Annotated in this window: 23 protein-coding genes; 12 read left to right on the forward strand and 11 right to left on the reverse strand. The window is 35.4% G+C overall.

Annotation, left to right across the window (positions count from 1 at the left end):
- Positions 1 to 167: 167 nt before the first annotated feature.
- From EKL98_RS04800 to EKL98_RS04810, 3 genes are all read left to right on the forward strand, one after another.
- Positions 168 to 392, forward strand: a complete 225-nt coding sequence (locus tag EKL98_RS04800; protein WP_126561674.1) for a hypothetical protein — start codon at positions 168 to 170, stop codon at positions 390 to 392.
- An 84-nt stretch (positions 393 to 476) separates the two neighbouring features.
- Positions 477 to 704 carry a hypothetical protein gene (locus EKL98_RS04805; protein WP_126561675.1) on the forward strand — a complete coding sequence of 76 codons (228 nt, stop codon included), beginning with the start codon at positions 477 to 479 and terminating at the stop codon, positions 702 to 704.
- A 74-nt stretch (positions 705 to 778) separates the two neighbouring features.
- A complete protein-coding gene (locus EKL98_RS04810; RefSeq protein ID WP_126561676.1) occupies positions 779 to 1,675 on the forward strand; it encodes a site-specific tyrosine recombinase in 897 nt (298 codons plus the stop codon).
- 459 nt (positions 1,676 to 2,134) lie between these two features.
- Here the strand turns inward: EKL98_RS04810 and rny are convergent, their stop codons facing one another.
- The 3 genes from rny to EKL98_RS04825 form a co-directional block, all read right to left on the reverse strand.
- Positions 2,135 to 3,700 (reverse strand): ribonuclease Y, encoded by a 1,566-nt coding sequence (gene rny, locus EKL98_RS04815; protein ID WP_126561677.1) that lies wholly within the window; start codon positions 3,698 to 3,700, stop codon positions 2,135 to 2,137.
- 208 nt (positions 3,701 to 3,908) lie between these two features.
- Positions 3,909 to 4,202 (reverse strand): cell division protein ZapA, encoded by a 294-nt coding sequence (locus tag EKL98_RS04820; RefSeq protein ID WP_126463188.1) that lies wholly within the window; start codon positions 4,200 to 4,202, stop codon positions 3,909 to 3,911.
- Between the two features lie 8 nt (positions 4,203 to 4,210).
- Positions 4,211 to 4,501: a hypothetical protein gene (locus EKL98_RS04825; protein WP_126463190.1), complete on the reverse strand. Its 291-nt coding sequence runs from the start codon at positions 4,499 to 4,501 to the stop codon at positions 4,211 to 4,213.
- Positions 4,502 to 4,680: 179 nt separating this feature from the next.
- Here EKL98_RS04825 and EKL98_RS04830 point away from each other — a divergent pair, with 179 nt between their 5' ends.
- The 3 genes from EKL98_RS04830 to EKL98_RS04840 all read left to right on the forward strand — a co-directional run bounded on the left by EKL98_RS04830 (position 4,681) and on the right by EKL98_RS04840 (position 9,704).
- A complete protein-coding gene (locus EKL98_RS04830) occupies positions 4,681 to 6,375 on the forward strand; it encodes a M23 family metallopeptidase (RefSeq protein ID WP_126561678.1) in 1,695 nt (564 codons plus the stop codon).
- Positions 6,376 to 6,390: 15 nt separating this feature from the next.
- Positions 6,391 to 8,859, forward strand: a complete 2,469-nt coding sequence (locus tag EKL98_RS04835) for a TonB-dependent receptor (protein ID WP_233589361.1) — start codon at positions 6,391 to 6,393, stop codon at positions 8,857 to 8,859.
- A 122-nt stretch (positions 8,860 to 8,981) separates the two neighbouring features.
- Positions 8,982 to 9,704 (forward strand): hypothetical protein, encoded by a 723-nt coding sequence (locus EKL98_RS04840; protein ID WP_126463194.1) that lies wholly within the window; start codon positions 8,982 to 8,984, stop codon positions 9,702 to 9,704.
- A gap of 11 nt (positions 9,705 to 9,715) precedes the next feature.
- Here EKL98_RS04840 and EKL98_RS04845 read toward each other — a convergent pair whose 3' ends face one another.
- The 5 genes from EKL98_RS04845 to EKL98_RS04865 form a co-directional block, all read right to left on the reverse strand.
- A complete protein-coding gene (locus EKL98_RS04845) occupies positions 9,716 to 10,417 on the reverse strand; it encodes a hypothetical protein (protein WP_126555863.1) in 702 nt (233 codons plus the stop codon).
- 86 nt (positions 10,418 to 10,503) lie between these two features.
- Positions 10,504 to 12,333: an ABC transporter ATP-binding protein gene (locus EKL98_RS04850; protein ID WP_126561679.1), complete on the reverse strand. Its 1,830-nt coding sequence runs from the start codon at positions 12,331 to 12,333 to the stop codon at positions 10,504 to 10,506.
- Entirely contained in the window at positions 12,333 to 14,060 is a 1,728-nt protein-coding gene (locus tag EKL98_RS04855; protein WP_126561680.1) for a phospho-sugar mutase, read from the reverse strand. Before EKL98_RS04855 ends, EKL98_RS04850 begins: the two co-directional genes overlap by 1 nt.
- Before the next feature lie 611 nt (positions 14,061 to 14,671).
- Positions 14,672 to 15,625: a glycosyltransferase family 2 protein gene (locus tag EKL98_RS04860; RefSeq protein WP_126463202.1), complete on the reverse strand. Its 954-nt coding sequence runs from the start codon at positions 15,623 to 15,625 to the stop codon at positions 14,672 to 14,674.
- A 5-nt stretch (positions 15,626 to 15,630) separates the two neighbouring features.
- Positions 15,631 to 16,161 carry a DUF4199 domain-containing protein gene (locus EKL98_RS04865; RefSeq protein WP_126463204.1) on the reverse strand — a complete coding sequence of 177 codons (531 nt, stop codon included), beginning with the start codon at positions 16,159 to 16,161 and terminating at the stop codon, positions 15,631 to 15,633.
- A 243-nt stretch (positions 16,162 to 16,404) separates the two neighbouring features.
- Here EKL98_RS04865 and EKL98_RS04870 point away from each other — a divergent pair, with 243 nt between their 5' ends.
- From EKL98_RS04870 to EKL98_RS04880, 3 genes are all read left to right on the forward strand, one after another.
- Positions 16,405 to 16,656 carry a type B 50S ribosomal protein L31 gene (locus tag EKL98_RS04870; protein ID WP_126454388.1) on the forward strand — a complete coding sequence of 84 codons (252 nt, stop codon included), beginning with the start codon at positions 16,405 to 16,407 and terminating at the stop codon, positions 16,654 to 16,656.
- A 161-nt stretch (positions 16,657 to 16,817) separates the two neighbouring features.
- Positions 16,818 to 17,993, forward strand: a complete 1,176-nt coding sequence (locus tag EKL98_RS04875; protein ID WP_126561681.1) for a GlmU family protein — start codon at positions 16,818 to 16,820, stop codon at positions 17,991 to 17,993.
- A gap of 284 nt (positions 17,994 to 18,277) precedes the next feature.
- Positions 18,278 to 19,912, forward strand: coding sequence for an ABC-F family ATP-binding cassette domain-containing protein (locus tag EKL98_RS04880; RefSeq protein ID WP_126463208.1), 1,635 nt, complete (start codon positions 18,278 to 18,280; stop codon positions 19,910 to 19,912).
- Between the two features lie 57 nt (positions 19,913 to 19,969).
- Here EKL98_RS04880 and EKL98_RS04885 read toward each other — a convergent pair whose 3' ends face one another.
- Together EKL98_RS04885 and EKL98_RS04890 are read right to left on the reverse strand one after the other, a co-directional pair.
- Positions 19,970 to 20,254: a GNAT family N-acetyltransferase gene (locus EKL98_RS04885; protein WP_126463288.1), complete on the reverse strand. Its 285-nt coding sequence runs from the start codon at positions 20,252 to 20,254 to the stop codon at positions 19,970 to 19,972.
- A 29-nt stretch (positions 20,255 to 20,283) separates the two neighbouring features.
- Entirely contained in the window at positions 20,284 to 21,000 is a 717-nt protein-coding gene (locus tag EKL98_RS04890) for a pirin family protein (protein ID WP_126561682.1), read from the reverse strand.
- A 240-nt stretch (positions 21,001 to 21,240) separates the two neighbouring features.
- On the opposite strand from EKL98_RS04890, the gene EKL98_RS04895 reads away from it, so the two are divergent.
- Positions 21,241 to 21,933 (forward strand): alpha/beta hydrolase, encoded by a 693-nt coding sequence (locus tag EKL98_RS04895; protein ID WP_126561683.1) that lies wholly within the window; start codon positions 21,241 to 21,243, stop codon positions 21,931 to 21,933.
- 19 nt (positions 21,934 to 21,952) lie between these two features.
- Positions 21,953 to 22,846: a lytic transglycosylase domain-containing protein gene (locus EKL98_RS04900; protein ID WP_126561684.1), complete on the forward strand. Its 894-nt coding sequence runs from the start codon at positions 21,953 to 21,955 to the stop codon at positions 22,844 to 22,846.
- Positions 22,847 to 23,130: 284 nt separating this feature from the next.
- Here the strand turns inward: EKL98_RS04900 and EKL98_RS04905 are convergent, their stop codons facing one another.
- Entirely contained in the window at positions 23,131 to 23,646 is a 516-nt protein-coding gene (locus EKL98_RS04905; RefSeq protein WP_126561685.1) for a DUF2892 domain-containing protein, read from the reverse strand.
- Between the two features lie 164 nt (positions 23,647 to 23,810).
- Between EKL98_RS04905 and rpmH the strand changes: the two genes are divergently transcribed.
- Entirely contained in the window at positions 23,811 to 23,972 is a 162-nt protein-coding gene (rpmH, locus tag EKL98_RS04910; protein ID WP_007136275.1) for a 50S ribosomal protein L34, read from the forward strand.
- Positions 23,973 to 24,052 lie beyond the last annotated feature (80 nt).

Here is a 24,052-nt window from a genome sequence, read left to right on the forward strand (position 1 = left end):
TAGTTTGGATTAAAATGTTACAATTGAGTGCGTTGTGTATTTATAAATTTATAATTATATTTTTTATGTGAAGAAAAATACTGTCAATTTTAAAAGTTAATTTTTTCATAAAAATCGTACAAATTATTTAGCGTTATCTACTTTCGTTCCAATAAAAACAAATCAACATGAAAAAAAATATGCTGTGCGGTATTGTCTTTTTTGCTTTTTTAGTTGCTCAAGCTCAAGAAAATGAAGTACAAATACAAGGAAATCAAGTTTCTAAAGGAAAATGGTTAATTGAAGCAAATACAGGTTTTGGGCAAAATGTAGGCAATACTTCTTTGTACTTTAAAACATCTGATGGTGTTACCGCCTATAATATAGGGGTTGAAGGGGGGTTATTTTATTAAAGATAACTTAGCAATTAAAGTGGGATAGGCTATGGCGACGATGGTGTCAGTACTCTCACGGACCCAATTGCGTATAAATTAGGATTGAAGTATTATTTTAAAAGTAAAATTCCGGTCGAGATTTCCTATAATGGTGTAGGCTTTGGCGATACAGATGCAAATCCTGCCTACATTGGTTTTCAAGCAGGATACGCTTTTTTTCTTGGCAAAAATGTAAGTATGGAACCAGGTATTCGCTACAATAATGCGGTTAACAAGTCGTTTTATGATTCAAATTTTCAATTTAATATGGGTTTTGCATTGCATTTCTAAAGTTTGCATAGTTACATTCAAAAGCCTCTCAATTTGGAAGGTTTTTTAATGAATAAAAGTGTTACTTTGTGTTTATGAATTGGACTGCTTACATAAAAAGGTATCAATCGTACTTAAAAATTGAGCGCGGTTTGTCTCACAACACAATAGAAAATTATTCGTTTGATGTACAACGATTGTGTCTTTTTTTGACTGAAAATAAAATGGAAGTTTCACCCATTCAAATTGATGAAGAAATACTTCAACAGTTTATTTACAGTGTTTCAAAAGAAGTGAATCCCCGTTCACAAGCCCGAATTATCTCTGGTCTTAAAAGTTTTTTTGGTTATTTAATGTTTGAGGACTATCGAACAGATAATCCATTAGAACTTATAGAAACACCCAAAACGGGCAGGAAACTTCCAGATATTTTATCTGTTGATGAGATCGATACTCTTATTGCAGCCATTGATTTGACCTCTAATGAAGGGGAACGCAATCGCGCTTTGATGGAAACCCTTTATGGTTGTGGGCTTCGGGTTTCGGAATTAGTGGCATTAAAAATGTCCGACTTGTTTTTTGAAGAGGGTTTTATAAAAGTTACCGGAAAAGGAAACAAACAGCGCTTTGTACCTGTAGGGGATTATACTCAAAAATTCATCATTATCTACAGGGATACAAAACGAAATCAACTGAATATAAAAAAAGGTTTTGAAGATACGTTGTTTTTAAATAGAAGGGGAAGCCAATTGACAAGAGCCATGATTTTTACGATAATCAAAAATTTAGCGTCAGTCATAGCGTTGCACAAAACAATTAGTCCACATACCCTGCGGCATTCTTTTGCCACACACCTTTTAGAAAACGGGGCTGATTTGCGTGCAATACAATTGATGCTTGGTCATGAATCAATCACCACAACGGAAATATACGTACACCTTGAAAGAACATTTCTTACTCAGGTTCTAAATACTTTTCACCCAAGAAAGTAATATTTTTATTAGCTTAACCTGTTGGTTGTAATTAGATTTTGATGAAAATTTTCGTCAGTTCGAGTGATCCCGCTTTTAGGCGGGATTATATCGAGAACTAGAAAATTAGTATTAATAACGATTCTCGATACACGTCACTTCGAGTGCGAAGCGTATCGAGAAGTTTTGTTCCGTTTTACTCTACAAAAAACACTCGAACTGACGTTTTGAACAATTGTACCCAACGGGTTAGTTTAGTTTAGTTGAAATTTTATAAAATTGATACTTTTTTTATGTTTGAATAAAAATAAAATCTAAATTATAATCGCATTTAAATGATATAAAAAGTAATTATGGTTTTTGATGTTCCCTAAAACGAAAATTACCAAGAGATAAATAATTTTTAAAAACCGTATTTTCAGTGCAAAAAAAAACTTCTCCATACGGAGAAGTTTTTTTGTTTCTTATAATGGGAATAAATTATTTAGCAATATTCACAGCTCTTGTTTCCCGTATTACGGTTACTTTAACTTGGCCCGGATAGGTCATTTCTGTTTGAATTTTTTGTGAAATATCAAAAGATAAGGTAGCCGCATTTTCATCCGAAACCTTTTCGCTCTCTACGATAACCCGAAGTTCTCTACCAGCTTGAATGGCATAAGCATTTTTCACACCGCTAAAGCCGTACGCTACTTCCTCAAGATCTTTTAGACGTTGTATATAAGAATCCAAGACTTGTCTTCTTGCTCCTGGTCTTGCACCTGAAATAGCATCACAAACCTGAATGATCGGGGATAGTAATGATTTCATCTCTATCTCGTCATGGTGAGCACCAATCGCATTACAAACCTCTTCTTTTTCACCGTATTTTTCAGCCCATTGCATTCCTAATAAAGCGTGTGGTAAATCACTTTCAGCATCTGGAACTTTACCAATATCGTGCAATAAACCAGCTCTTTTAGCCAGTTTTACGTTTAAGCCAAGTTCAGCTGCCATGATTCCACATAGTTTAGAAACTTCCCGGGAGTGTTGCAATAAATTTTGTCCGTAAGAAGAACGGTATTTCATGCGTCCTACTACTTTAATCAATTCAGGATGTAATCCGTGAATTCCTAAATCTATAACGGTACGTTTACCCACTTCTATAATTTCATCGTCAATTTGTTTGGCAGTTTTTGCTACTACTTCTTCAATACGAGCGGGGTGAATTCTTCCGTCAGTCACTAATTTATGTAGTGCCAAACGTGCAATTTCTCTTCGAACCGGATCAAAACAGGAAAGGATAATCGCCTCCGGGGTGTCATCTACAATGATTTCTACTCCTGTAGCTGCTTCCAGTGCACGGATATTTCTACCTTCACGGCCTATGATTCGTCCTTTTACATCATCAGATTCAATGTTGAATACTGAAACGCAATTTTCTACTGCTTCTTCGGTTCCAACTCTTTGAATGGTGTTGATGATTATTTTCTTAGCCTCTTGTTGTGCTGTAAGTTTCGCCTCTTCAATCGTGTCTTGTATGTGAGACATTGCTTTGCTTTTAGCCTCGGCTTTAAGTCCTTCAATCAATTGATTTTTTGCTTCCTCTGCGGATAAGCCGGAGATTACTTCCAATTGTTGCAATTGACTCTTATGAAGTTTGTCCACTTCAGCCTGTCTTTTGTCTAAAACGTCTATTTTAGAGTTGTATTCTACCGTTTTTGCTTCAAAATCATCATTTACTTTTTTAGCTTTTGATAATTCATTTGAAATTTGAGATTCTTTGTCCCGAACTCTTTTTTCTATTTCAGCGACTTTTTTATCACGAGAAAGGATCACTTGCTCATGTTCTGATTTTAATTCAATAAATTTTTCTTTCGCTTGAAGAATTTTATCCTTCTTTATATTTTCAGCTTCAAGATTGGCATCTTTAAGAATCGATGCGGCTTCTTTTTTTGAATTCTTAATCAAGTTAGAGATATTGCTTTTTTCTATCATTTTTGCGATGGCAAAACCGCCTGCAATACCTATAATTCCCGTAATAATAATCGTTAATATGTTGTCCATGTTTGTTAAAATTTATAAATAAAAAAGCCTACATTAGTTGTGTTGAATAAACTCGGAAAGACAAGTTTTGAGCTAACTCACTGTTCAAGTTTCCTCGCCGGGGCGTGGCATGCTTTAGTAGTGATGATTTGCTCATTCTAAATTGTTAGTGTTGAGTTTACCAAATGTGAACTAATGTAGGCAGTATCTTAGTTTTTGTAAAGAACGTTTATTTGTCGAGATATTGATCTAAAACCGCATTGATTTTTTTAATTCTTTCAATGGTTTCTTCTCCATCAATTGCATTATCAATTTGTTTTTGTTCCGTTTGTGAGGCAAATTGCAGGGCACACATTGCTAAAACATCCTGCTTATCACGAACGGCATAGTTTTCTTCAAATTGCTTTATCATTTTATCAATTTTTTTTGAAGCACTTCTCAGTCCTTCTTCCTGTGAAAGATCAACCGTTAACGGGTAGACTCTGTCTGCAATTGATATTTTAATTTTAAGCTTTTCGTCCATATCTTTTATTAGTCTGATAGCTGGGCTATACAATAATCAATTTCGCGAATTAATGAATTTATTTTAAACTTGGTATCTCTTTTATTATCGTCACTGCCTAGTAATGCATTCGCTACTTTGAGTGTTTCATACTGCGTTTTTAAGGCCTCAATCTGTTGTGATTGAGTTAGTATTATAGATGCAGTTTTTGTTAATTCGTTTCTTAAATCTTGATTGTTTTGTTCCAAACTTTTCATTTTTATGAAAAGTTTTTCAACTTTATTTTCAAGAGTATCAATAATTTCTGCAATTGCACTCATTATATATTCTAATTCATTACATAATCATACAAAGTTAGTATTCCTTTTTAATTTTGCAATATTTTATTATTTTTTTTGCATTTATTTAGTTAAATAACAGTTAAACAATTGATTAGGAACTGTTTTTTTTTAGAACTGTTTTTGCATACTTTTTTTTTACCTTAGCAAAAATGTAAACAATGAAATTTTCTCTTTATTTAGTATTTTTTTGCAACTTTGTTTTTGCGCAAGCGGAGTATCCAAAAGATTATTTTAGGTCTCCATTAGACATCCCGATGCAATTGTCAGGGAATTTTGGAGAATTGCGACCCAACCATTTTCATGCAGGATTTGATTTAAGAACCCAGCAAAAGGAGGGTTTCAAGGTGTATGCAGTAGCCGATGGGTATGTGTCCAGAATAAAAATTTCTACTTTTGGTAATGGAAAAACAATTTATATCAATCATCCTAATGGTTTTACATCCGTTTATGGGCATTTAAAAATGGCCAATGGTGCTATTGAAAGCTACATCAAAAACAGCCATTATAAAGAGGAATCCTTTGAAATTGAAATGTTTTTTAAACCCGATGAAATGCAGGTTCAAAACGGGGATGTTATCGCTTTTTCTGGTAATACAGGATCTTCTCAAGGTCCTCATCTGCATTTTGAATTTCGAGATTCCAAAACGGAGTTCATAATCAATCCCATGCTTTTTGGCTACGATACATATTTAAAAGACACTAAAAAACCAATTGTTTCAGCCGTTTACGTGTACCCTTTAGATTCAAAAACAACAGTTAACCATTCCAAACGACCAATAGCTCTCAATGTTTCGTTACAAAAAGATGGGACTTACCTGTCTGATAAAGTAACCGCAAATGGCGTGATTGGTTTTGGTATTTCCGCTTCTGATAGTGATGATGTCTCGTTTAATGTTAACGGAGTGTACAAGGTGCACTCCTTTTATAATGGGAAGCCAAATTTTGGGTATGAATTCAATACCTATTCCTTTGATGAGATGCGTTACATTAATGCTTTGATTGATTATCCCAGATATAAAAAAACGCAACAACGGGTTCAGAAACTTTTTATGAAAACTCCGTATAATTTGAGCATTATTCAAGCCGATGAAAATAAAGGTGTGTTGCAAATAACGCCAAATTTAGCTTCGTTGTATCGCATTGAAGTGTCGGATTTCTTTGGAAACAAAAAAATAATAGCGATTCCTATTCAATATGATTTATTGCCAACGGTTATAAGCCCGGAACCTGCGGTGTCAAATTATTTTGTGAACGCTAACGTAGATAGCAATTTTGCTTTAGAGAACATGTCAGTTTTCTTTCCTGCGGGAACATTTTACGATGATTTTAATATGAATTTTGATGTAAAAAACGACATTTTATGGTTGCATGATGACACCGTTCCTGCCCATAGTAATTTTACTGTTTCTATTGAAGACACAAAAGCTACGGAACTGCAAAGAGAGAAAATGTTTATTGGCAGAATCGACGGAAAAGCTACAAATTACAATCCAACATACATAAAAGACAACGTATTTAGCACCAAAGTCAAAATTTTGGGCAAATATGCTTTGGTTTCTGATACCGTTGCTCCTAAAATCACCATGAATGCACCTGTAGAAGGAAAATGGATCAGTGCACAAAAAACGATTCAGCTTTCTATATCCGATGATTTGTCAGGCATCAAATCATACAATGGGTATTTGAACGGAAAATGGGTATTGTTTGAATATGATAATAAAACCAGAAAAATTACTCATTATTTTAGTGATGGGATTGTTGCTGAAGGCGCCAATGATTTAAAAGTGGTAGTGACGGATAATGTAGGAAATTCAACTACCTTTGAAACGCATTTTTTTAGAAGTCAAAAATAATAAAAGCCAAACCATTTGAGCACGAATCGATTATTACCTGTATTCTTTTTTTTTCTTCTGAGCCTTACTGCAGCAGCCCAAACGGCTAGGATCAAAGGGGTGATTTTGGATGAAAACAACCAGCCTGTGGCAAGCGTAAATGTTTCGTATTCCGGTAGTGGAACAAGCTCCAATCAAAATGGATTTTATGTGCTAAAAGTTCCTGCGAATAAACAAGTTACGCTTGTTTTTACACATGTTTCGCTGAAGAAAATAACGGTAACTTTTGTATTGGAACCAAAAGAGGAAAGGGAGTTCAACCCTGTAATGACGAATCGGAAGGAGCAAATGGGAGAAGTTATTATAAAGGCAAATAACAGAAAACAGATCCAGGGAATTAGTACAATTGAACCAGAAATGATCCGAAAAATTCCTGGGACTAACGCCGGTGTCGAGAATATTTTGAAAACATTGCCGGGAGTAAACTCAAATAACGAATTGAGTACGCAATACGCCGTGCGTGGGGGAAATTACGATGAGAATTTAGTTTATGTGAATGAAATTGAAGTCTATCGTCCGTTTCTAATTCGGTCGGGGCAACAAGAAGGGTTGAGTTTTACCAATACGGATTTAGTGCAAAATGTTGATTTTTCAGCGGGTGGTTTTCAAGCGAAGTTTGGAGATAAATTATCCTCGGTTTTAGATATTACGTATCGAAAACCGATTAAATTTGGCGCAAGCCTTGAAGCGAGTCTTCTTGGCGGAAGCCTTTCTGTAGATTTGGTTTCCAAAGATAAAAAATGGTCTGCGGTTACGGGAGTCCGCTACCGCAACAACAGTCTTCTGGTGAATAGCCAGGAAACACAAACAAATTTCACGCCTTCCTTTGCAGATATTCAAACCAATATAAATTATAATGCTTCGGCGAAATGGCAATGGAGTTTTTTAGGTAATATTTCCCAAAACAAATACCAGTATCAACCATTAACCAGACAAACTAATTTTGGAACTATAGATAATCCAATGCGTCTTTCTGTTTTCTATGAAGGACAGGAAAAGGATCAGTACGACACGTATTTTGGCGCGGTGAAAACAACCTTTAACGTTTCGGATAATTTTACGTTGAAATTTATTGGTTCTGTTTTTCATACTTTAGAACAAGAATATTTTGATATTTTTGCCCAATATCGCTTAGGCGAAGTGGATTCCAGTATTGGTTCTGAAACCTATGGCGAAGTCGCTTTTACAAGAGGAATTGGCTCCCAGCTCAATCATGCCAGAAATGACTTAGATGCACTGATTGTTAATACGGAAATAAAAGGATTTCAGGATTGGAAAGAAAGCCAATTTGAATGGGGAATAAAGTATACACGAGAATCCATCCGGGATCGAATTATAGAGTGGGAGGTAATCGATTCAGCCGGTTTCTCGTTGAATCCACCTGTTATTGATTTGCCTAAAAACGACCAGCCCTACTCGCCTTACAAAGGACCGTTAGTGCCCTACCAAGACATTCGTGCGACTAATTTTAATTCGATCAATAGATTTTCAGGCTATGGCCAATGGAGTTTGAAAAGTACTATTGGCAGGAGTGAAGTTTGGTATAATGCCGGAGTCCGGATGCATCAATGGGAAGTATCAGGTGCTACTATAATTGGTAAATCCCAAATAACGATTAGTCCCAGAGCACAATTTGCCATAAAGCCGGATTGGCAGCTCGATATGATCTTTAGACTTTCCGGAGGTTTATACCATCAACCTCCGTTTTACAGGGAACTGAGAAATGCAGATGCACTGGTGCAGCCCAATACCAAGGCGCAACAATCCATTCATTTTGTGATTGGGAATGATTTTAGTTTCACGATGTGGAATCGCCCTTTCAAACTAATATCTGAGTTGTATTACAAATCACTGTCGGATGTAAATACCTATACGATTGACAATGTGCGCATTAGGTATGCCACTAATAATAATGCTACAGCGTACGCGCAAGGAGTAGACATTCGGTTAAACGGGGAATTTGTTCCCGGAACCGAATCATGGTTTAGTTTTGGGTATTTGAAAACAGAGGAAAATAGCAATAACCAGGGTTTTATCGCAAGACCAACAGACCAGAGATTAAAATTTGGTCTGTTGTTTCAGGATTATATGCCCAATATTCCAAGTATTAAATTGTATTTGAATTTAGTGTATAATACGGGACTGCCGGGAGGTTCGCCGTCTTATGCAGATCCTTATGCATACCAAAACCGATTGAATGATTACCGCCGTGTGGATGTAGGTTTTTCTAAAGTTTTTATAGATAACACAACAGTAAAAAAGAATACGGGTTGGTTTAAAGATTTTAAAGAGTTGGCGGTAGGATTGGAAATTTTTAATCTTTTTGACAATCAAAATGCCATTACGAATACTTGGGTTCGCGATGTATATTCTAAAAATCAGTATGCAATTCCTAATTACATGACTACCAGAGTTTTTAACGTGAAATTGAGTGCTAAATTATAGTAGTATGCGATATGTCGTATTTTAGATAAAAGTCGGACTCTATTTTAATTAGATAAATCGACAACGGAATACGATTGTCATTTTTTAAAAATGATTATATTTGAATTTTAAAGCACAGCATCATGAAAAAAATACAGATCACTCTTATAGGAATAGCCGTTCTGCTTTTGACCAGTTGTAAAGAAGAGGTTGAAAAACCTAAAGTAACTTACGATGGAACGAGCAAAGCAAAGGTAATTGCCCGAGTGGATTCTACTCAAATACAAATTGCTGACTTACCATTGCAAATGGAAGGGACGGATTATTTGATTCATCCTGTGGCCGATTTAAGTATCCGTGAAAGAGGAACTAAAGCGCGATATGGATCTTCGAGTGTAAATGATTTAAGTTTTACGATTTCTAATTATGGTGAATTTGAAATCACCGGTTTTTTGCAAAATTTAAAATTTCAAAAAGTAGATTCGGATTCCATCAGGAAATTGACAGACAAACCTGTTTTGATTCAAACAGCGACGTATTTGAAGTCCGTTGCTGACAAAACCAATAACCAGATTATGGTCTATACGATGGTCGATGTGGATACTAATAAAGATGGAAAACTAGACACAAGCGATATTAAGGCCTTGTATTTAAGTGAGATTAGCGGCAAGAAGTTCACAAAGATGTCACCTGATTTTCAGGAATTGATCGATTGGAAATTGATCGGTTCCAAAAATCGTTTGTATTTTAGGACCGTTGAAGACACTAATAAAAATGGTGAATTTGATAAAAAAGATGTCGTGAATTATTACTATATCGATTTGTCCAATAAAGAGTGGAAAATAATTGGGTATGAGCCCGTTTAGAAGCACTGATTTTAGATCAAAATATCACTTTCCAAGTCTGATTTTTCAATGGTAAAATTAAATCCCAGTTGTTTCACTAACTGAATGACCAGGTTTTTATACCAGTTTTCGGATTTGGGATGGATGTATATTTTTTCAATTAACTGATTGATGTCTACATTGATTTTTAAACCATCATTAATTTTTATATCGCTTTCTCCAATGTCCGTGATGATGCGCACTTCACCTTCATATTGAAAACTTTTTCGCTTGAACAAAAAAGGAAAAAATAGATCATCAAACGGGATGTGTTCTTTTTTGTAATCAATATAATTTACTTCCCCAATGTATTGATTAAAATTTGTTTCCGGACCAAGTGCTTGCTGTAAACGCCCAATCGTAGATTGAATGGCTAAACCTTCACTGTTTTGCGTGAAAATTTGCCACATAGCAAATGATTCATATTCGTTGATGTGCCAGCTGCTAATCGCTACTTTTTCCCGATGTGTTTTATAGTAGTTTAAAAAGTCAGGATTGTCAATAGAAAGTTTTTTTATTTCCTCAAAAGTAGGCTCGCTAAAAGTGCCTTCGTATTGATCTTCAAATTTATCGGATCGGGACATAAATAGCTTTTGTGACAACAACAAGTCCAGAAACTTAGACAAATCGAGGTATTTCCAAACAACAGTATTGGGGTCCTCGGGAAGATTTATGTTTGGATTATTAATGTACATTTTTAATTTAAAGATTTAAAAATCTGTCAAAATCATGTTTTTACTGTCGCAAATTCATTTCATCAGCGTATCATAAGACGCAAGTGTTATTCGAATGACTGCATCGTCACTAATTTATGATAGGTTCCATCAAGAGTAATTAATTCGTCATGTGTTCCTTGTTCTACTATTTTTCCTTTTTGCATCACCACAATTTTATCCGCTTTTTGAATGGTTGATAGTCGGTGCGCAATCACAATCGAAGTTCGGTTTTGCATCATGTTCTCTAAAGCGACTTGAACGAATTTTTCGCTTTCGGTGTCCAATGCTGATGTGGCCTCATCCAGAATCATAATTGGTGGATTTTTCAAAACGGCTCTGGCAATCGATAAACGTTGTTTTTGACCTCCGGAAAGTTTGTTTCCGCTGTCGCCAATGTTCGTGTGAATCCCTAACGGTAAATCTTTTACAAATTCATAGGCATTGGCAATTTTCAACGCTTCGATAATTTCCTCATCGGTTGCGTCTAATTTTCCCAGGGCAACATTGGCTTTGATCGTATCATTAAACAAGATGCTGTCCTGCGTAACCAAGCCCATCAAGTCCCGAAGCGATTTTAAACTAAAATCTTTTATGTTAACTCCATCAATGGTGATTTCGCCTTCACTGGTGTCATAAAAACGGGTGAGCAAATTGGCAATGGTGCTTTTTCCGCTTCCAGATTGCCCAACAAGAGCCACCGTTTGTCCCTTTTTTACTTCAAGAGTAAAGTCTTTCAACACATTCTCTTTTTCGTATTTAAAGTTAATGTTTTTGATTGTGATATTGGAATCGAAAGTGTTTTTTTCGATTGCATTTTCTTTTGAAGTGATTTCGTTTTCGACTTCTAAAACTTCAAAAACTCGTTCTGCAGCGGCTAAACCATTTTTCACGGCATACGATGCTTTCGAAATAGCTTTGGCAGGAGTAAGAATGTTGAAGGCCAGCGTAAGAAAAACAATAAAAGCGGCACCTTCAAGGGTTTTGTCAATTAAGACTAAGTTTCCACCATACCATAGCAAGGCAGCAATAGTCGTAATTCCTAAAAATTCGCTCAATGGCGTTGCCAAATTATTTTTGTCGCCTATACTATTGGATAAATTCAATAATCGGGTTACCGAATCGTTGAATCGGTTTTTAAAATTAGGTTCGGCATTATAGCTTTTAATCACTTTTAAACCACCTAGGCTTTCATCAACTATTGAAATCAGAAAACCACTTTCTTTTTGTGCCTGTAAAGATTGTGCTCTCAAGTTTTTAGCGATTTTTGAAATGATAAATCCCGAAATCGGAATAAAGATCAAAACGAAAAACGTTAGTTCAACGCTTATGAAAAACATGGTGACTATTGCAAAAACAATCGTTAATGGTTCTTTTACGATAAGTTCCAGTATTGAGAAAAAAGAGTTTTGAACCTCATTGACATCGCCCAGCATTCGCGCCATAATATCTCCTTTTCTTTTCTCTGAATAGTAGGATATGGGCAATTCAACTATTTTGTCATACATTGTTTTTCGTAAATCGCGTAACACACCATTTTTCAGGTGCATGATGTGATGCGAAGCGAGGTAATTGAATAGATTTTTGAATAAAAATGTAATAATTACTAATGAAACGACTAATAAAAGCGCAAACTGAGCACTATTGTCTTTTGTTAATTCGGTTATTTTAAAATACAAAAGATCAGTCCCGTAGTCTTTTATATTCCCTATTCCGGTATATATTGGCTCTTTTTCTACTGTTTTGACTTTGCCAAAAAGCACCTGAAGTACTGGAAGCAGCGTCAACATTGAAATGGTACTAAATAAAGCATACAAAATATTGTACACCACATTCCAGATAATATGTGTTTTGTATGGTTTTGTAAAGGGAATTAATTTGATTAAATTTTTGTCCATTAGTTCAATTGCATTGCAATAATAATATTTTTAATTTTCTCGTTCAATACGGTTTCTACTTCCTGAAAATCTTCTACTGAATATAGTTCAGCATTTACACTGATGTAGAATTTTATTTTTGGTTCCGTACCGCTTGGTCTGGCACAAATTTTAGACCCGTCTTCCGTGTAATAAATCAACACGTTCGATTTTGGAATGGTCATTGTAGACTCGGATCCGTCCAAAAGGTTTTTAGCGATTGATGATTGGTAATCTTCCAGAATAATCACGCGTTGTCCGTTGATCTCTTTCAGTGGGTTCTCCCTCATGTCAACCATCATCTGATTGATTTCCTGTAAACCATCCATTCCTTTTTTAGTCAACGAGACCAAGTGTTCTTTATAAAATCCGTTATCAACATAGAGTGTTAATAATTCTTTGTACACCGCACTTCCTTTGGCTTTAGCCTGAGCTGCAAGTTCGCAAATCAATAAAGTAGCTGCAACAGCATCTTTATCCCGTACCGCATCGCCCACCATATAGCCAAAACTTTCTTCACCACCACCTATGAATTCCAATTCAGGAAAGTCTTTAATCATTTTGGCAATCCATTTAAAACCAGTCAAACCCACTTTGCATTCTACATCGTAGTTTGTCGCTAATTCCATCATCATAGGTGTGGAAACGATCGTAGAGCCCACAAATTGTTTGCCGTTAATTTTACCTGCTTTTTTCCATTGTTCCAATAAAAATGCAGTCATCAAAATCATGGTTTGATTCCCGTTTAGCAACGTCATTTTACCTTCATTGTCTCTAACAGCAACTCCCAAACGATCACAATCAGGATCCGTCCCAATAACAATATCCGCATTTACTTTATCGGCAAGTGCTAACGCCATGGTCAAGGCTTCCGGTTCCTCCGGATTTGGCGATTTCACAGTAGGGAAATCACCATTGGGTACTCGTTGTTCTTCCACGATATTCACATTTGGATACCCCGCTTGCGCCAAAGTATCAGGAACTAGTTTTATAGAGGTTCCGTGCAAGGAAGTAAATACAATATTCAGCTTTTCTTTGGCTACAGCCGAAGTTCCAAAACTAGCATTTTCGATCGTCGATTGAATAAAAGCCGTATCAATTTCCGTATCTATATAATGAATCAAATCTTCATTGGCAGTAAACTTGATCTGATTGTAATTTAAATTTTCAATGACAGTAATAATTCCTTCATCTTCCGGTGGCACAATTTGTCCACCATCTTGCCAGTACACTTTGTATCCGTTATATTCCGGCGGATTGTGTGATGCCGTAAGCACAATGCCACACTGGCAACCTAAATGTTTCACCGCAAAGGACAATTCTGGTGTAGGTCTCATCTCCGAGAACAAGTACACTTCAATCCCATTGGCACTGAAAACATCCGCAACTAACTTAGCCAACGTATCGCTATTATGACGGCAATCATAAGCAATAACCGCTTTCAAAGGCTGGTTTGGAAAGACAGTGTGCATATAATCCGAAAGACCTTGCGTGCTTTTCCCAAGCGTATATTTATTGATCCGATTGTTTCCTACGCCCATGACACCGCGCATTCCGCCGGTTCCAAATTCCAGGTTTTTATAAAAACTTTCCTCCAGCTCTTTTGGTGATGTAGTCATCAATTCAGTAATTGCTTCCTGAGTCGCAGCATCAAATGTTGGCGTAAGCCATTCATTTACGGCGTCTAAAATGTGTCGTTTAATTTCCATTTTTATAAATTTTTCGGAGCTTTTTCCTGCTATTCATTTCAATCTTTTTTTCGGTAAAAACCTCAAAAAAGGATTTCCATTGCTATCAGGGCTAGTACTCGTTTTTTCAAAAATTATTTTTTGTACCCAATTCTATTTCGTTCAGAATCCTTTTGAGCCGCATTACCTTTATTTACCAAATAATTTAATACGTTGTAAATATCCAGACTCGAGCCTGAAAGACGAACAGGCGAAAGCAAATTGATTTTCTATTGCTTTTTTTAGACAATCAAGAGCATTGCGATCCCTTGTTCTGTAAACGCAAAAGGCAAAGCAACACTAATATTGCTTTTTTAGGGTGTCACAGCTTGTGATACCAGTTAGTTTGTCTCAGTTGCGGTCAGCATAAACATAAAATTTTTGGGGAATCGAGAGCGGTTTCTTCGTACGACTTGCTATAAAATGCGTGTTTCAACATTGTATAACAAGGCTAAACCAAAATCAAGCATCACGTTGAATTCTCTTATCTCCACTATTTTTTTGTGTATAATTTTTAATTCTATAACTTCTAAATGTTTGAGGTCACAATTTGGGACCTTAAAAAAAATAATTATACAAAAAGATTGATCTCGTTAATTCAGTTCTTTCGAAATTTTATAGCGTTCCTCATTGTTTTTTGTTCGCAAAATAATTTCGCCCAGAAAGCCAGCTAAAAACAATTGTGTTCCCAAAACCATTGTCGTTAGCGCAATATAAAACCAAGGATTATTCGTTACCAGGCTATAGCGCATGTCATTGTACATGTGGTATAATTTGGAAACACCAATATATCCGGCAAGCATAAACCCAATGATAAACATCAACGATCCCATGGCGCCAAATAAATGCATCGGTCTTTTTCCAAAACGAGAAAGAAACCAAATGGTAATTAAATCCAGGAAACCATTGATGAAACGTTCCATTCCAAATTTTGTTTGTCCGTATTTTCTAGCTTGATGTTGCACTACTTTTTCACCAATTTTTCCAAAACCGGCATTTTTTGCCAAAACCGGAATGTAGCGGTGCATTTCACCCGAAACTTCGATATTTTTTACCACAACATTTTTATAAGCTTTCAATCCGCAATTGAAATCATTCAATGCTACACCAGAGGTTTTTCTGGCAGCCCAATTGAATAATTTAGACGGAAGGTTTTTTGCCACTACGGAGTCGTAGCGTTTCTTTTTCCATCCGGAAACCAAATCATATTTGCCATTGGTGATCATATCGTACAAACCTGGAATTTCCTCCGGGCTATCTTGTAAATCGGCGTCCATGGTGATAATTACATCACCCTGCGCTTTTGCAAAACCAGCATGCAACGCTTGTGATTTTCCAAAATTTTTCATGAAACGAACTCCCTTTACATGAGGGTTCTCTTGGGCAAATCCTTCGATAAGTGTCCAGGAATTATCCGTGCTTCCATCATCCAGAAAAAGGATTTCATAAGAATAATTATGAGATTGCATCACTTTGATAATCCAGCGGTAGAGTTCATTAAGGGATTCCTCTTCATTAAGAAGCGGTATGAGTATAGATAAATTCATTACTTTTATTCTTGTGTAGTGTTACTTTTAAAGAATGCTGCCATGATTAATCCTAATATGGCACAAAAAAAGAGTACGAAAACAGATCCTTTTAATTGTTCAACGATCGAATACGGATCCGTTTCTCTTAATTTTGAAACGGTTTCATTCAATGAGGATGCCGGAACCCCAAACTGTTCAGACGTACTAATTAAATATTTTATGGTTAAGTCTAAAAGAGTCTCCTTTACGGAAGGATCAATAAAATTAAATAAAATGATTTTAAAAACAACAGAAATAAGAACGGCAACCACTGCTGATATAAAATAGGTAGTAAAGGCCTCTTTAAAAGAAAGAATGCCATTTAATTCCTTTTTTGTTTTTGACAGCATTATGATAGGAACGATTATAAAAACAGAGAAGCTTAAAAGGGTAGTCCACCATGCGATGAATAATTTGATATCTATAGCGTACATAACAGCAGTTATCAATGATAATAGTACTCCTGCAATTACACCGTAGGTTACACCGTTTTTTTTAATTATTTCGTTGATCATTATGTGTTGTTTTAGAATTAATCTACAAATATAGCAATTCCCAATATATTCGGGACTAAAAATCACTTTTTACGATTATATAAAAAAAGTGAGACAAAGATTTGTTTATTGGAAAAAAATTGTAAATTTGCAGACTCAAAATAATAGTGTAAAAACAAAAAGTTATAATACATTTATACCTTTTCTGTCAGAAGAAAAGCTTCAAAATGACTTATAGCCAAACAAATAAAAAAGAATAACAAGATGAAAAAAGGTGTACACCCAGAAAATTACAGATTAGTTGCTTTTAAAGACATGTCAAATGAAGATGTTTTTATCACTAAATCTACTGCAGATACAAGAGAAACGTTAACAGTTGACGGAGTTGAATATCCAGTTGTAAAAATGGAGATCTCCAGAACTTCTCACCCTTTTTACACCGGTAAATCTAAACTTATCGATACTGCAGGACGTATTGATAAATTTAAAACGAAATATGCTAAACACGCTAAATAATAAAAGCTTGTTTTTAATTATAGTAAAGCCTTCCTCCCGATACTTCGAGATGGAAGGCTTTTTTTATTTTTATCTATTTGAAAACTTTGTAACTTTGGCACTGCTTAAAAGTACGGACAAGTCACGACTTGTCCGTACGGATACATTTTAAAAAAAAATATATGAATTACATACTTTTTGACGGTCCCGCTCGAAACGCCTTACTGCCTTTTACGTTTACACGTCCTGTTGCGGATATTCTTATTGGGATTATGACCATTCGTCAAAAATGGGAAATGCATTTAGGCTCTACCACAACTACTTTGACGGAGGACTATTTGTCTGAAAAATTCCCTATGGTGGAACTAGAAGAAAATGTGATGATCAATGCTTCTTTTCTGCCCAATGCTATTTTGGTAGAGATGATTAGTAATCTGGAACCCAATCAGGCTATTTTTAGAGCAGATGAAGTGATTGCTTTTTACACCACTGAAGAACAAGAAGAAGTAGATTTTGATTCCTATGAAATTATAGAATTTCAGGACGATTGTTTGACGGTTCAAAATACATGGGATATTTTTTCGAAAAATGATGCCGCCATTCGGGAAGATTTCGAAATCTTAACCGAAGACCGCAGGTCACAGCCCATCCCAAAAAGTGTCAACGTCATCGCTTCCGAAAATATATTTATCGAGGAAGGCGCAAAGTTAGAGTTTGTTACTTTAAATGCTTCAACAGGTCCAATATATATAGGTAAGGATTCTGAAATTATGGAAGGTTCTGTCATCAGAGGTCCTTTTGCCTTGTGCGAAAACGCAACCGTAAAAATGGCTGCCAAAGTCTACGGAGCTACAACCGTAGGTCCGCATTCCAGAATTGGAGGCGAAGTTAATAATTCGGTATTGTTTGGGTATTCGAATAAAGGACATGATGGTTTTTTAGGGAATTCTGTTCTTGGCGAATGGTGTAATATTGGCGCGGATAGTAACAATTCAAACTTAAAAAATAATTATGAAGAAGTAAAATTATGGAGTTACGAAACCGAAGGTTTTGCTAAAACCGGACTTCAGTTTTGTGGATTGATGATGGGAGATCATAGTAAATGCGGAATTAATACGATGTTTAATACCGGAACGGTAGTAGGCGTAAGTGCTAATATTTTTGGCAGCGGCTTTCCACGCAATTTTGTACCGAGTTTTTCTTGGGGCGGGGCTTCCGGTTTTACGACCTATATTACCAAGAAAGCATTTGAAACAGCTCGACTGGTAATGAGTCGCCGAAACGTAGCTTTTGATGAAAGAGAAGCGGCTATTCTTGAACATGTTTTTGAAGAAACTAAAAAGTGGAGGAAGGAGTGATGGGATTAGTTAAATAGGTAGATTTTTAGACTTCTTAGATTGAATCTATATTTTAAAAATTCGATAATTCACATAGTAATCTATGTGAATTATCGAATTTTTAATTTTAAACAAAATGTATTTTTTTTTGGATTGTCTAACCGTTAAAAATTTGCAATAGATTCTAAAAATCTAATTGTGTTGTCCAATTCTTTAATTAATCTATCTTTGCAACTTCAAAAAAAAAGGTTTAATCGGGAAATGACAACTTTAAATTTTTGAACATTAAACTTTAAACAAAAATAATGATTACAGTTAACGATATTTCCGTACAATTTGGTGGAACGACACTTTTTAGTGATGTTTCTTTTGCCATAAATGAAAATGATAAAATTGCCCTAATGGGTAAAAATGGAGCAGGAAAATCGACACTGCTTAAAATTATTGCGGGTCAAAGTAAGCCTTCAACTGGGAATATTTCAGCGCCAAAAGACGCCGTAGTAGCGTATTTGCCTCAGCATTTATTGACTACAGATGGCGCAACAGTGATGGAAGAAACTTCGAAAGCCTTTGGTGAAATCTTTGGTATGAAAGCCGAAATCGATGAAATCAATGAACAATTGACGATTCGCACCGATTATGAAAGTGATGCTTATATGAAATTGATCGAAAGAGTTTCTGACTTAAGCGAGAAATTTTATGCTATTGAAGAAGTAAATTATGAAGCCGAAGTGGAGAAAATTCTACTTGGTCTGGGATTTGTTCGCGAAGATTTTAACCGTCAAACTACGGAATTTTCTGGTGGTTGGAGAATGCGAATTGAACTTGCCAAAATCCTTTTGCAAAAACCAGATTTAATTTTGCTGGATGAGCCTACCAATCATATGGATATTGAAAGTATTCAATGGTTAGAGGATTTTTTGATTAATTCCGCCAAAGCGGTTGTGGTTATTTCGCACGATAAAGCTTTTGTCGATAATATTACGAATCGCACCATCGAAGTTACAATGGGACGTATTTATGATTATAAAGCCAAATATTCTCATTATTTAGAACTCAGAAAAGACAGACGTGTGCATCAGCAAAAAGCGTATGACGAGCAACAGCGCATGATTGCGGATAACAGGACTTTTATTGATCGTTTTAAAGGAACTTTTTCTAAAACGGATGCTGTACAGTCCCGTGTAAAAATGTTAGAGAAACTCGTTATCGTTCAGGTAGATGAGGTAGATACTTCTGCTTTGAAACTAAAATTTCCACCAGCTGCTCGCTCCGGTCAATATCCCGTAATTGTAAAAGATTTATCAAAATCGTATGGAGAGCATGTGGTTTTTTCGAATGCAAATATGGTGATCGAAAGAGGCGAAAAAGTGGCTTTTGTAGGGAAAAATGGAGAAGGAAAATCGACGATGATCAAAGCCATTATGAAACAAATCGAAATCAATGGTGGTAGTTTAGAAATTGGCCATAACGCCCAAATTGGTTATTTTGCTCAAAATCAAGCCTCTTTATTAAATGAAAATGCGACTATTTTTGAAACCATCGATGACATTGCCGTGGGGGATGTTCGAACTAAAATAAAAGATATTTTGGGGGCTTTTATGTTTCAGGGCGATGATGTAACCAAAAAAGTGAAAGTGCTTTCCGGAGGAGAGAAAACCCGTTTGGCAATGATTAAATTATTATTGGAACCGGTGAATTTATTGATTCTGGATGAGCCATCGAATCATTTGGACATGAAAACCAAAGACATCATCAAAGAGGCTTTGCGCGATTTTGATGGTACATTGATTATCGTTTCTCACGATAGGGATTTCTTAGACGGATTAGCCACTAAGGTTTTTGAGTTTGGAAACAAAAGAGTAGTGGAACATTTTGAGGATATTGCGGGTTTCCTAGCGCACAAAAAAATGGACAGTATGCGAGAGATAGAGAAGTAATCGCTTGAAAATCTACATAAAAAAAGAGGCTGTATTCAAGAATATAGCCTCTTTTTTTTAGAGTCTGATTCCCGGAGGAAGCAACTCTTTGTAAATAGGGTTCTTTTTAAAAAAAACAACTATTTTTGGAAGGATAGGAACAACTTTAAATTTTCGTTCTATCGCAATTTCCATAATGTTTTTTAGAAATTTAGAAATGAATTCCTCATCTTCAAAGGATTCCGGTACATTTATTTTTGTCAAAAATATTTTTTTCTCCTGAAACGAATATTCAACAGAAACTAATCCTTCGTCGACCATAGTTTCAAATTGTCTTGCAAAAGTGTTGTCTTTGATTTCCATAGTGATTGCTGCCTCCATAATAATTAACGCTAATTCATTGGTACCTCTACCAAAAGTATTTTTGATTTGGTAATAATCTTGATTTCAAATGCCTCAAAATCGGTTATTCCCATGGCATCTCTTGCCTTCAAAACATGGTTGTTAACTTCTATTTCGCCTTCGATTAAAAATAAGTATACACCGTTATTAGGAATTCGAACCTGATAGGTCGAACGAGTGTTGCTGTCAAAAATTCCTAAATAAAAAAAGGTTTTCTGGTAAACCCAAAGTGCATTGCCATCATTCATATCATTTGGCGAAACGATATTTACAAAGGTATTAATTTGATTCTCAATATCAAATGATTTTTGGTCGTATCTTGGTGTAACTTCTTCTTTGTCAGGAAAGACCCAAAGCTGTAGCGTTTTGGCTTCGTCTATGTGGCTTGCGTTCATTTCAGAATGTTCTACTCCAGTCCCGGCACTCATTACCTGAACTTCTCCAAAACCAATGACACCTATGTTTCCCATGCTGTCACGATGTTTCAAGCCGCCTTCAAGAGGAATGGTGATAATTTCCATGTTGGCATGACCGTGAGTCCCAAAACCCATTCCGCCCTTGATGATATCATCATTTAAAACACGTAACATTCCAAATTGCAAACGTTCCGGATTGAAATAATTTCCAAAAGAAAAAGAAAAATTGGCTTTTAGCCAGCCAAAATCAGCTTTGCCCCTAGTGTTTGATTCAAATAGTTGTGTAGTCATAAATTATTAATAATATAAGATGATAAGTAATAACCATGGTATAATGTCATATTTTAAAATCAGGATAAAATTATGTAACAATCTGATTTAAAGCTATTTTGCTTAAAGTTAATTCTTTTGACTTTACGACTTTTAAACTTTCGACTTACTTAGTTACAGCAGGTTCCAATAAAAAAATTAATTTTATACAAAATTCGCTATAAAAAAGGGGAATGTTGTTATAAAATCGTTAAAACAATTATGAGTAAAATTCCAGTTTATTTAATGCCAGGATTAGCGGCAAGTACCGCTATTTTTGAACGAATTGCACTTCCGGAAGATCGTTTTGAGATCCATTTATTAGAGTGGGAGATTCCGTTGGAAAATGAAGCGCTGATGGATTATGCCAATAGGATAGCTAAGAAAATCAAGCATAAAAATCCCGTTTTGATAGGCGTTTCATTTGGAGGTATTTTGGTTCAGGAAATCGCCAGATGTATAGCTGTCTCAAAAGTGATTATCATTTCGAGTGTCAAAAGTAATTTAGAATTTCCACGCCGATTAAAAATTGCTAAAACAACGAAGGCTTATAAGCTGATTCCTATGAGTTTGATTTTGAATCTGGAAAACCTGGCTAAATTTTCGTTTGGAGAAAAAGTGAATCAAAGATTAAAATTGTATAAAAAATTCCTTTCGGTTCGGGATATTCGCTATTTGAATTGGGCAGTAGAGCAGGTTGTTCTTTGGGACAGAACAGTTGCAGACCCAGACGTGATTCATATTCATGGAGATATGGATGATGTGTTTCCTATAAAATATATTAAGAATTGTATCGTTGTAAAAGGAGGAACACATATTATGATTTTGAATAAATACAAATGGTTGAATGAAAATTTGCCTTCCATTATATTGGAAACCAAAAAAGAAACAAACGCACTTTCGCAACTACTCTAAAGGTATAAAAAAAGAAAAGATGAAAGTAATGAATAAAGTGATTCTAGTGCTTACCGTAGTTTTTGCGAGTGGGATATTAGTTTTTGCCACTACAAATCCGGACGTTGAAAAAGTGTTAAAAAGAGAATCGGCATCTTTTTTTTCTGAAAAACTGAATTTTTCAGGGGAAGCAACTCCGTTGAAAATAGCAGATGTCAAGGAACGATTTGACCGGGAATTACAGGTGAATGTCAATTTACATGCTTCTACAATTTTGGCAATAAAAAGAGCCAGTCGTGCTTTTTTAGTAATTGAGCCTATTCTAAAAAAGAACGGTATTCCGGATGATTTCAAATATTTGGCCGTTATTGAAAGTGGATTAGTGAATGTAGTTTCTCCGGCAGGGGCAAGGGGAATCTGGCAATTTATGCCGGAAACGGCCAAAGAACGCGGCATGGAAGTCAATGAAAATGTGGATGAGCGTTATGATCTTGAGAAATCAACCCAGGCAGCGTGCAGTTATTTTTTGAGTGCCAAAGGTAAATTTGGCAGTTGGACTTTGGCAGCAGCCTCGTATAATGGCGGAATGACAGGAGTAAACAAACAAATTGAGATTCAAAAAGTATCGAATTATTATGATTTGTTGCTTACCGAAGAAACGTCCCGCTATGTTTTCAGAATTTTAGCCTTGAAAGAAATTATGGAAAATCCAGAAAAATACAATTTTAGGATTGCTCCCGAAGAATTATACGCAACGCTGCCCACTCGGAAAATAGAAATTGACAGTTCGATTGCAGATTTAGCTGATTTTGCAAAAGGCCAAGGGATTAACTATAAGATTTTGAAAATTCATAATCCTTGGCTTAGAGAAACAAAATTAATAAATGATACCGGTAAGAAATACCAAATCGAAATTCCGTTAAAAGGATATTAACTGATTTTTTTGAACTATATAAGGCATTTAAGAAAATAGGAATGTCCGCAAAGTGTGCCAAGCATTTTTTTGACACGGATTTCAAAGATTCGCACAGATTTTATTTTGTATTTAAGAAATCAGTTGAATCTTTTTAATCTGTGGCTAATTTTATCAATTTAGTATTAATAACGGATATTGATATAAGAAAACATGAAGCAGTTTTATTCCAAAAATTAGGATATATACCAAAGAAAAAGGGTCAAATGTGTATCATTTGACCCTTTTTTCGATAATTATAAAAACTATATTTTCTTCATTTGTTGTTTCATCATAGTAATCTGCTCTTTCAGCATATTCTGTTTGTCTAATTTTTTGGCTTCGTTCAATAGGGAAGTGGCTTCAAGTTTACGACGACGTGTCATGGCAACTCCGGCCAGATTCAATTTGGCTACAGCCAAGTCCATGTCCATTGATAATCCGAGTTCAATGGCTTTCTTAAAATATTTCTCTGCTTGATTGATATTCGTTTGCGAAAGCATGATCCCGTGCAGGTAATTAAAATAGCCTTGCTGTTTTTGTATCAAAGCCGTTTCCGGATTTTTGATGTACGCCAACCATTTTTTGGCACCTTCAAAATCTTGTTTTCGTAGTTTTAAGAAGGCTAATAGGATGAATTCGTTTTTGAAGTAAAGGAAAATAGGGATTACAGTTAATAATATAAGGAATATTCCATTCCCAATATTACTTTCTTTAAATTGCCAAATGCCAGTAGCTATAATAAGTCCGGCGATAATAAGTTTAATATTTCTGTGAAACATAGTGTGATTATTTTAAGATGACAAATATAGTAAAATGAATTGAAAATATTTTTACAAAACTACTTGTGAGAAAAAAAAGTCTTTGTATATTTGCACTCGGTTTTAGAATAACAGTTATTCAAAAATAGGAAGACATATAAATAAGATTTTAAAGATACAAAGCAATGAGCAAAAGAACGTTTCAACCATCGAAAAGAAAAAGAAGAAATAAGCACGGATTTATGGACAGAATGGCTTCTGCTAATGGAAGAAAAGTTCTTGCGCGTAGAAGAGCTAAAGGAAGACATAAATTGACTGTTTCTTGCGAACCAAGACACAAGAAATAATGTTTGTATAAACATAAATAAGGCGTTACTTTTTTTAGTATCGCCTTTTTTTATACCTAATCGTTAAAAAATGTTTAAGA

The sequence above is a fragment of the Flavobacterium bomense genome (genome assembly GCF_003970355.1).

Excerpts from the sequence above, each read along its gene's own strand:
- EKL98_RS04800 (WP_126561674.1), top strand. The coding sequence starts at position 168 with ATGAAAAAAAATATGCTGTGCGGTATTGTCTTTTTTGCTTTTTTAGTT.
- EKL98_RS04810 (WP_126561676.1), top strand. The coding sequence starts at position 779 with ATGAATTGGACTGCTTACATAAAAAGGTATCAATCGTACTTAAAAATT.
- rny (WP_126561677.1), bottom strand. The coding sequence starts at position 3,700 with ATGGACAACATATTAACGATTATTATTACGGGAATTATAGGTATTGCA.
- EKL98_RS04820 (WP_126463188.1), bottom strand. The coding sequence starts at position 4,202 with ATGGACGAAAAGCTTAAAATTAAAATATCAATTGCAGACAGAGTCTAC.
- EKL98_RS04825 (WP_126463190.1), bottom strand. The coding sequence starts at position 4,501 with ATGAGTGCAATTGCAGAAATTATTGATACTCTTGAAAATAAAGTTGAA.
- EKL98_RS04830 (WP_126561678.1), top strand. The coding sequence starts at position 4,681 with ATGAAATTTTCTCTTTATTTAGTATTTTTTTGCAACTTTGTTTTTGCG.
- EKL98_RS04840 (WP_126463194.1), top strand. The coding sequence starts at position 8,982 with ATGAAAAAAATACAGATCACTCTTATAGGAATAGCCGTTCTGCTTTTG.
- EKL98_RS04845 (WP_126555863.1), bottom strand. The coding sequence starts at position 10,417 with ATGTACATTAATAATCCAAACATAAATCTTCCCGAGGACCCCAATACT.
- EKL98_RS04850 (WP_126561679.1), bottom strand. The coding sequence starts at position 12,333 with ATGGACAAAAATTTAATCAAATTAATTCCCTTTACAAAACCATACAAA.
- EKL98_RS04855 (WP_126561680.1), bottom strand. The coding sequence starts at position 14,060 with ATGGAAATTAAACGACACATTTTAGACGCCGTAAATGAATGGCTTACG.
- EKL98_RS04860 (WP_126463202.1), bottom strand. The coding sequence starts at position 15,625 with ATGAATTTATCTATACTCATACCGCTTCTTAATGAAGAGGAATCCCTT.
- EKL98_RS04865 (WP_126463204.1), bottom strand. The coding sequence starts at position 16,161 with ATGATCAACGAAATAATTAAAAAAAACGGTGTAACCTACGGTGTAATT.
- EKL98_RS04870 (WP_126454388.1), top strand. The coding sequence starts at position 16,405 with ATGAAAAAAGGTGTACACCCAGAAAATTACAGATTAGTTGCTTTTAAA.
- EKL98_RS04875 (WP_126561681.1), top strand. The coding sequence starts at position 16,818 with ATGAATTACATACTTTTTGACGGTCCCGCTCGAAACGCCTTACTGCCT.
- EKL98_RS04880 (WP_126463208.1), top strand. The coding sequence starts at position 18,278 with ATGATTACAGTTAACGATATTTCCGTACAATTTGGTGGAACGACACTT.
- EKL98_RS04885 (WP_126463288.1), bottom strand. The coding sequence starts at position 20,254 with ATGGAAATCAAAGACAACACTTTTGCAAGACAATTTGAAACTATGGTC.
- EKL98_RS04890 (WP_126561682.1), bottom strand. The coding sequence starts at position 21,000 with ATGACTACACAACTATTTGAATCAAACACTAGGGGCAAAGCTGATTTT.
- EKL98_RS04895 (WP_126561683.1), top strand. The coding sequence starts at position 21,241 with ATGAGTAAAATTCCAGTTTATTTAATGCCAGGATTAGCGGCAAGTACC.
- EKL98_RS04900 (WP_126561684.1), top strand. The coding sequence starts at position 21,953 with ATGAAAGTAATGAATAAAGTGATTCTAGTGCTTACCGTAGTTTTTGCG.
- EKL98_RS04905 (WP_126561685.1), bottom strand. The coding sequence starts at position 23,646 with ATGTTTCACAGAAATATTAAACTTATTATCGCCGGACTTATTATAGCT.
- rpmH (WP_007136275.1), top strand. The coding sequence starts at position 23,811 with ATGAGCAAAAGAACGTTTCAACCATCGAAAAGAAAAAGAAGAAATAAG.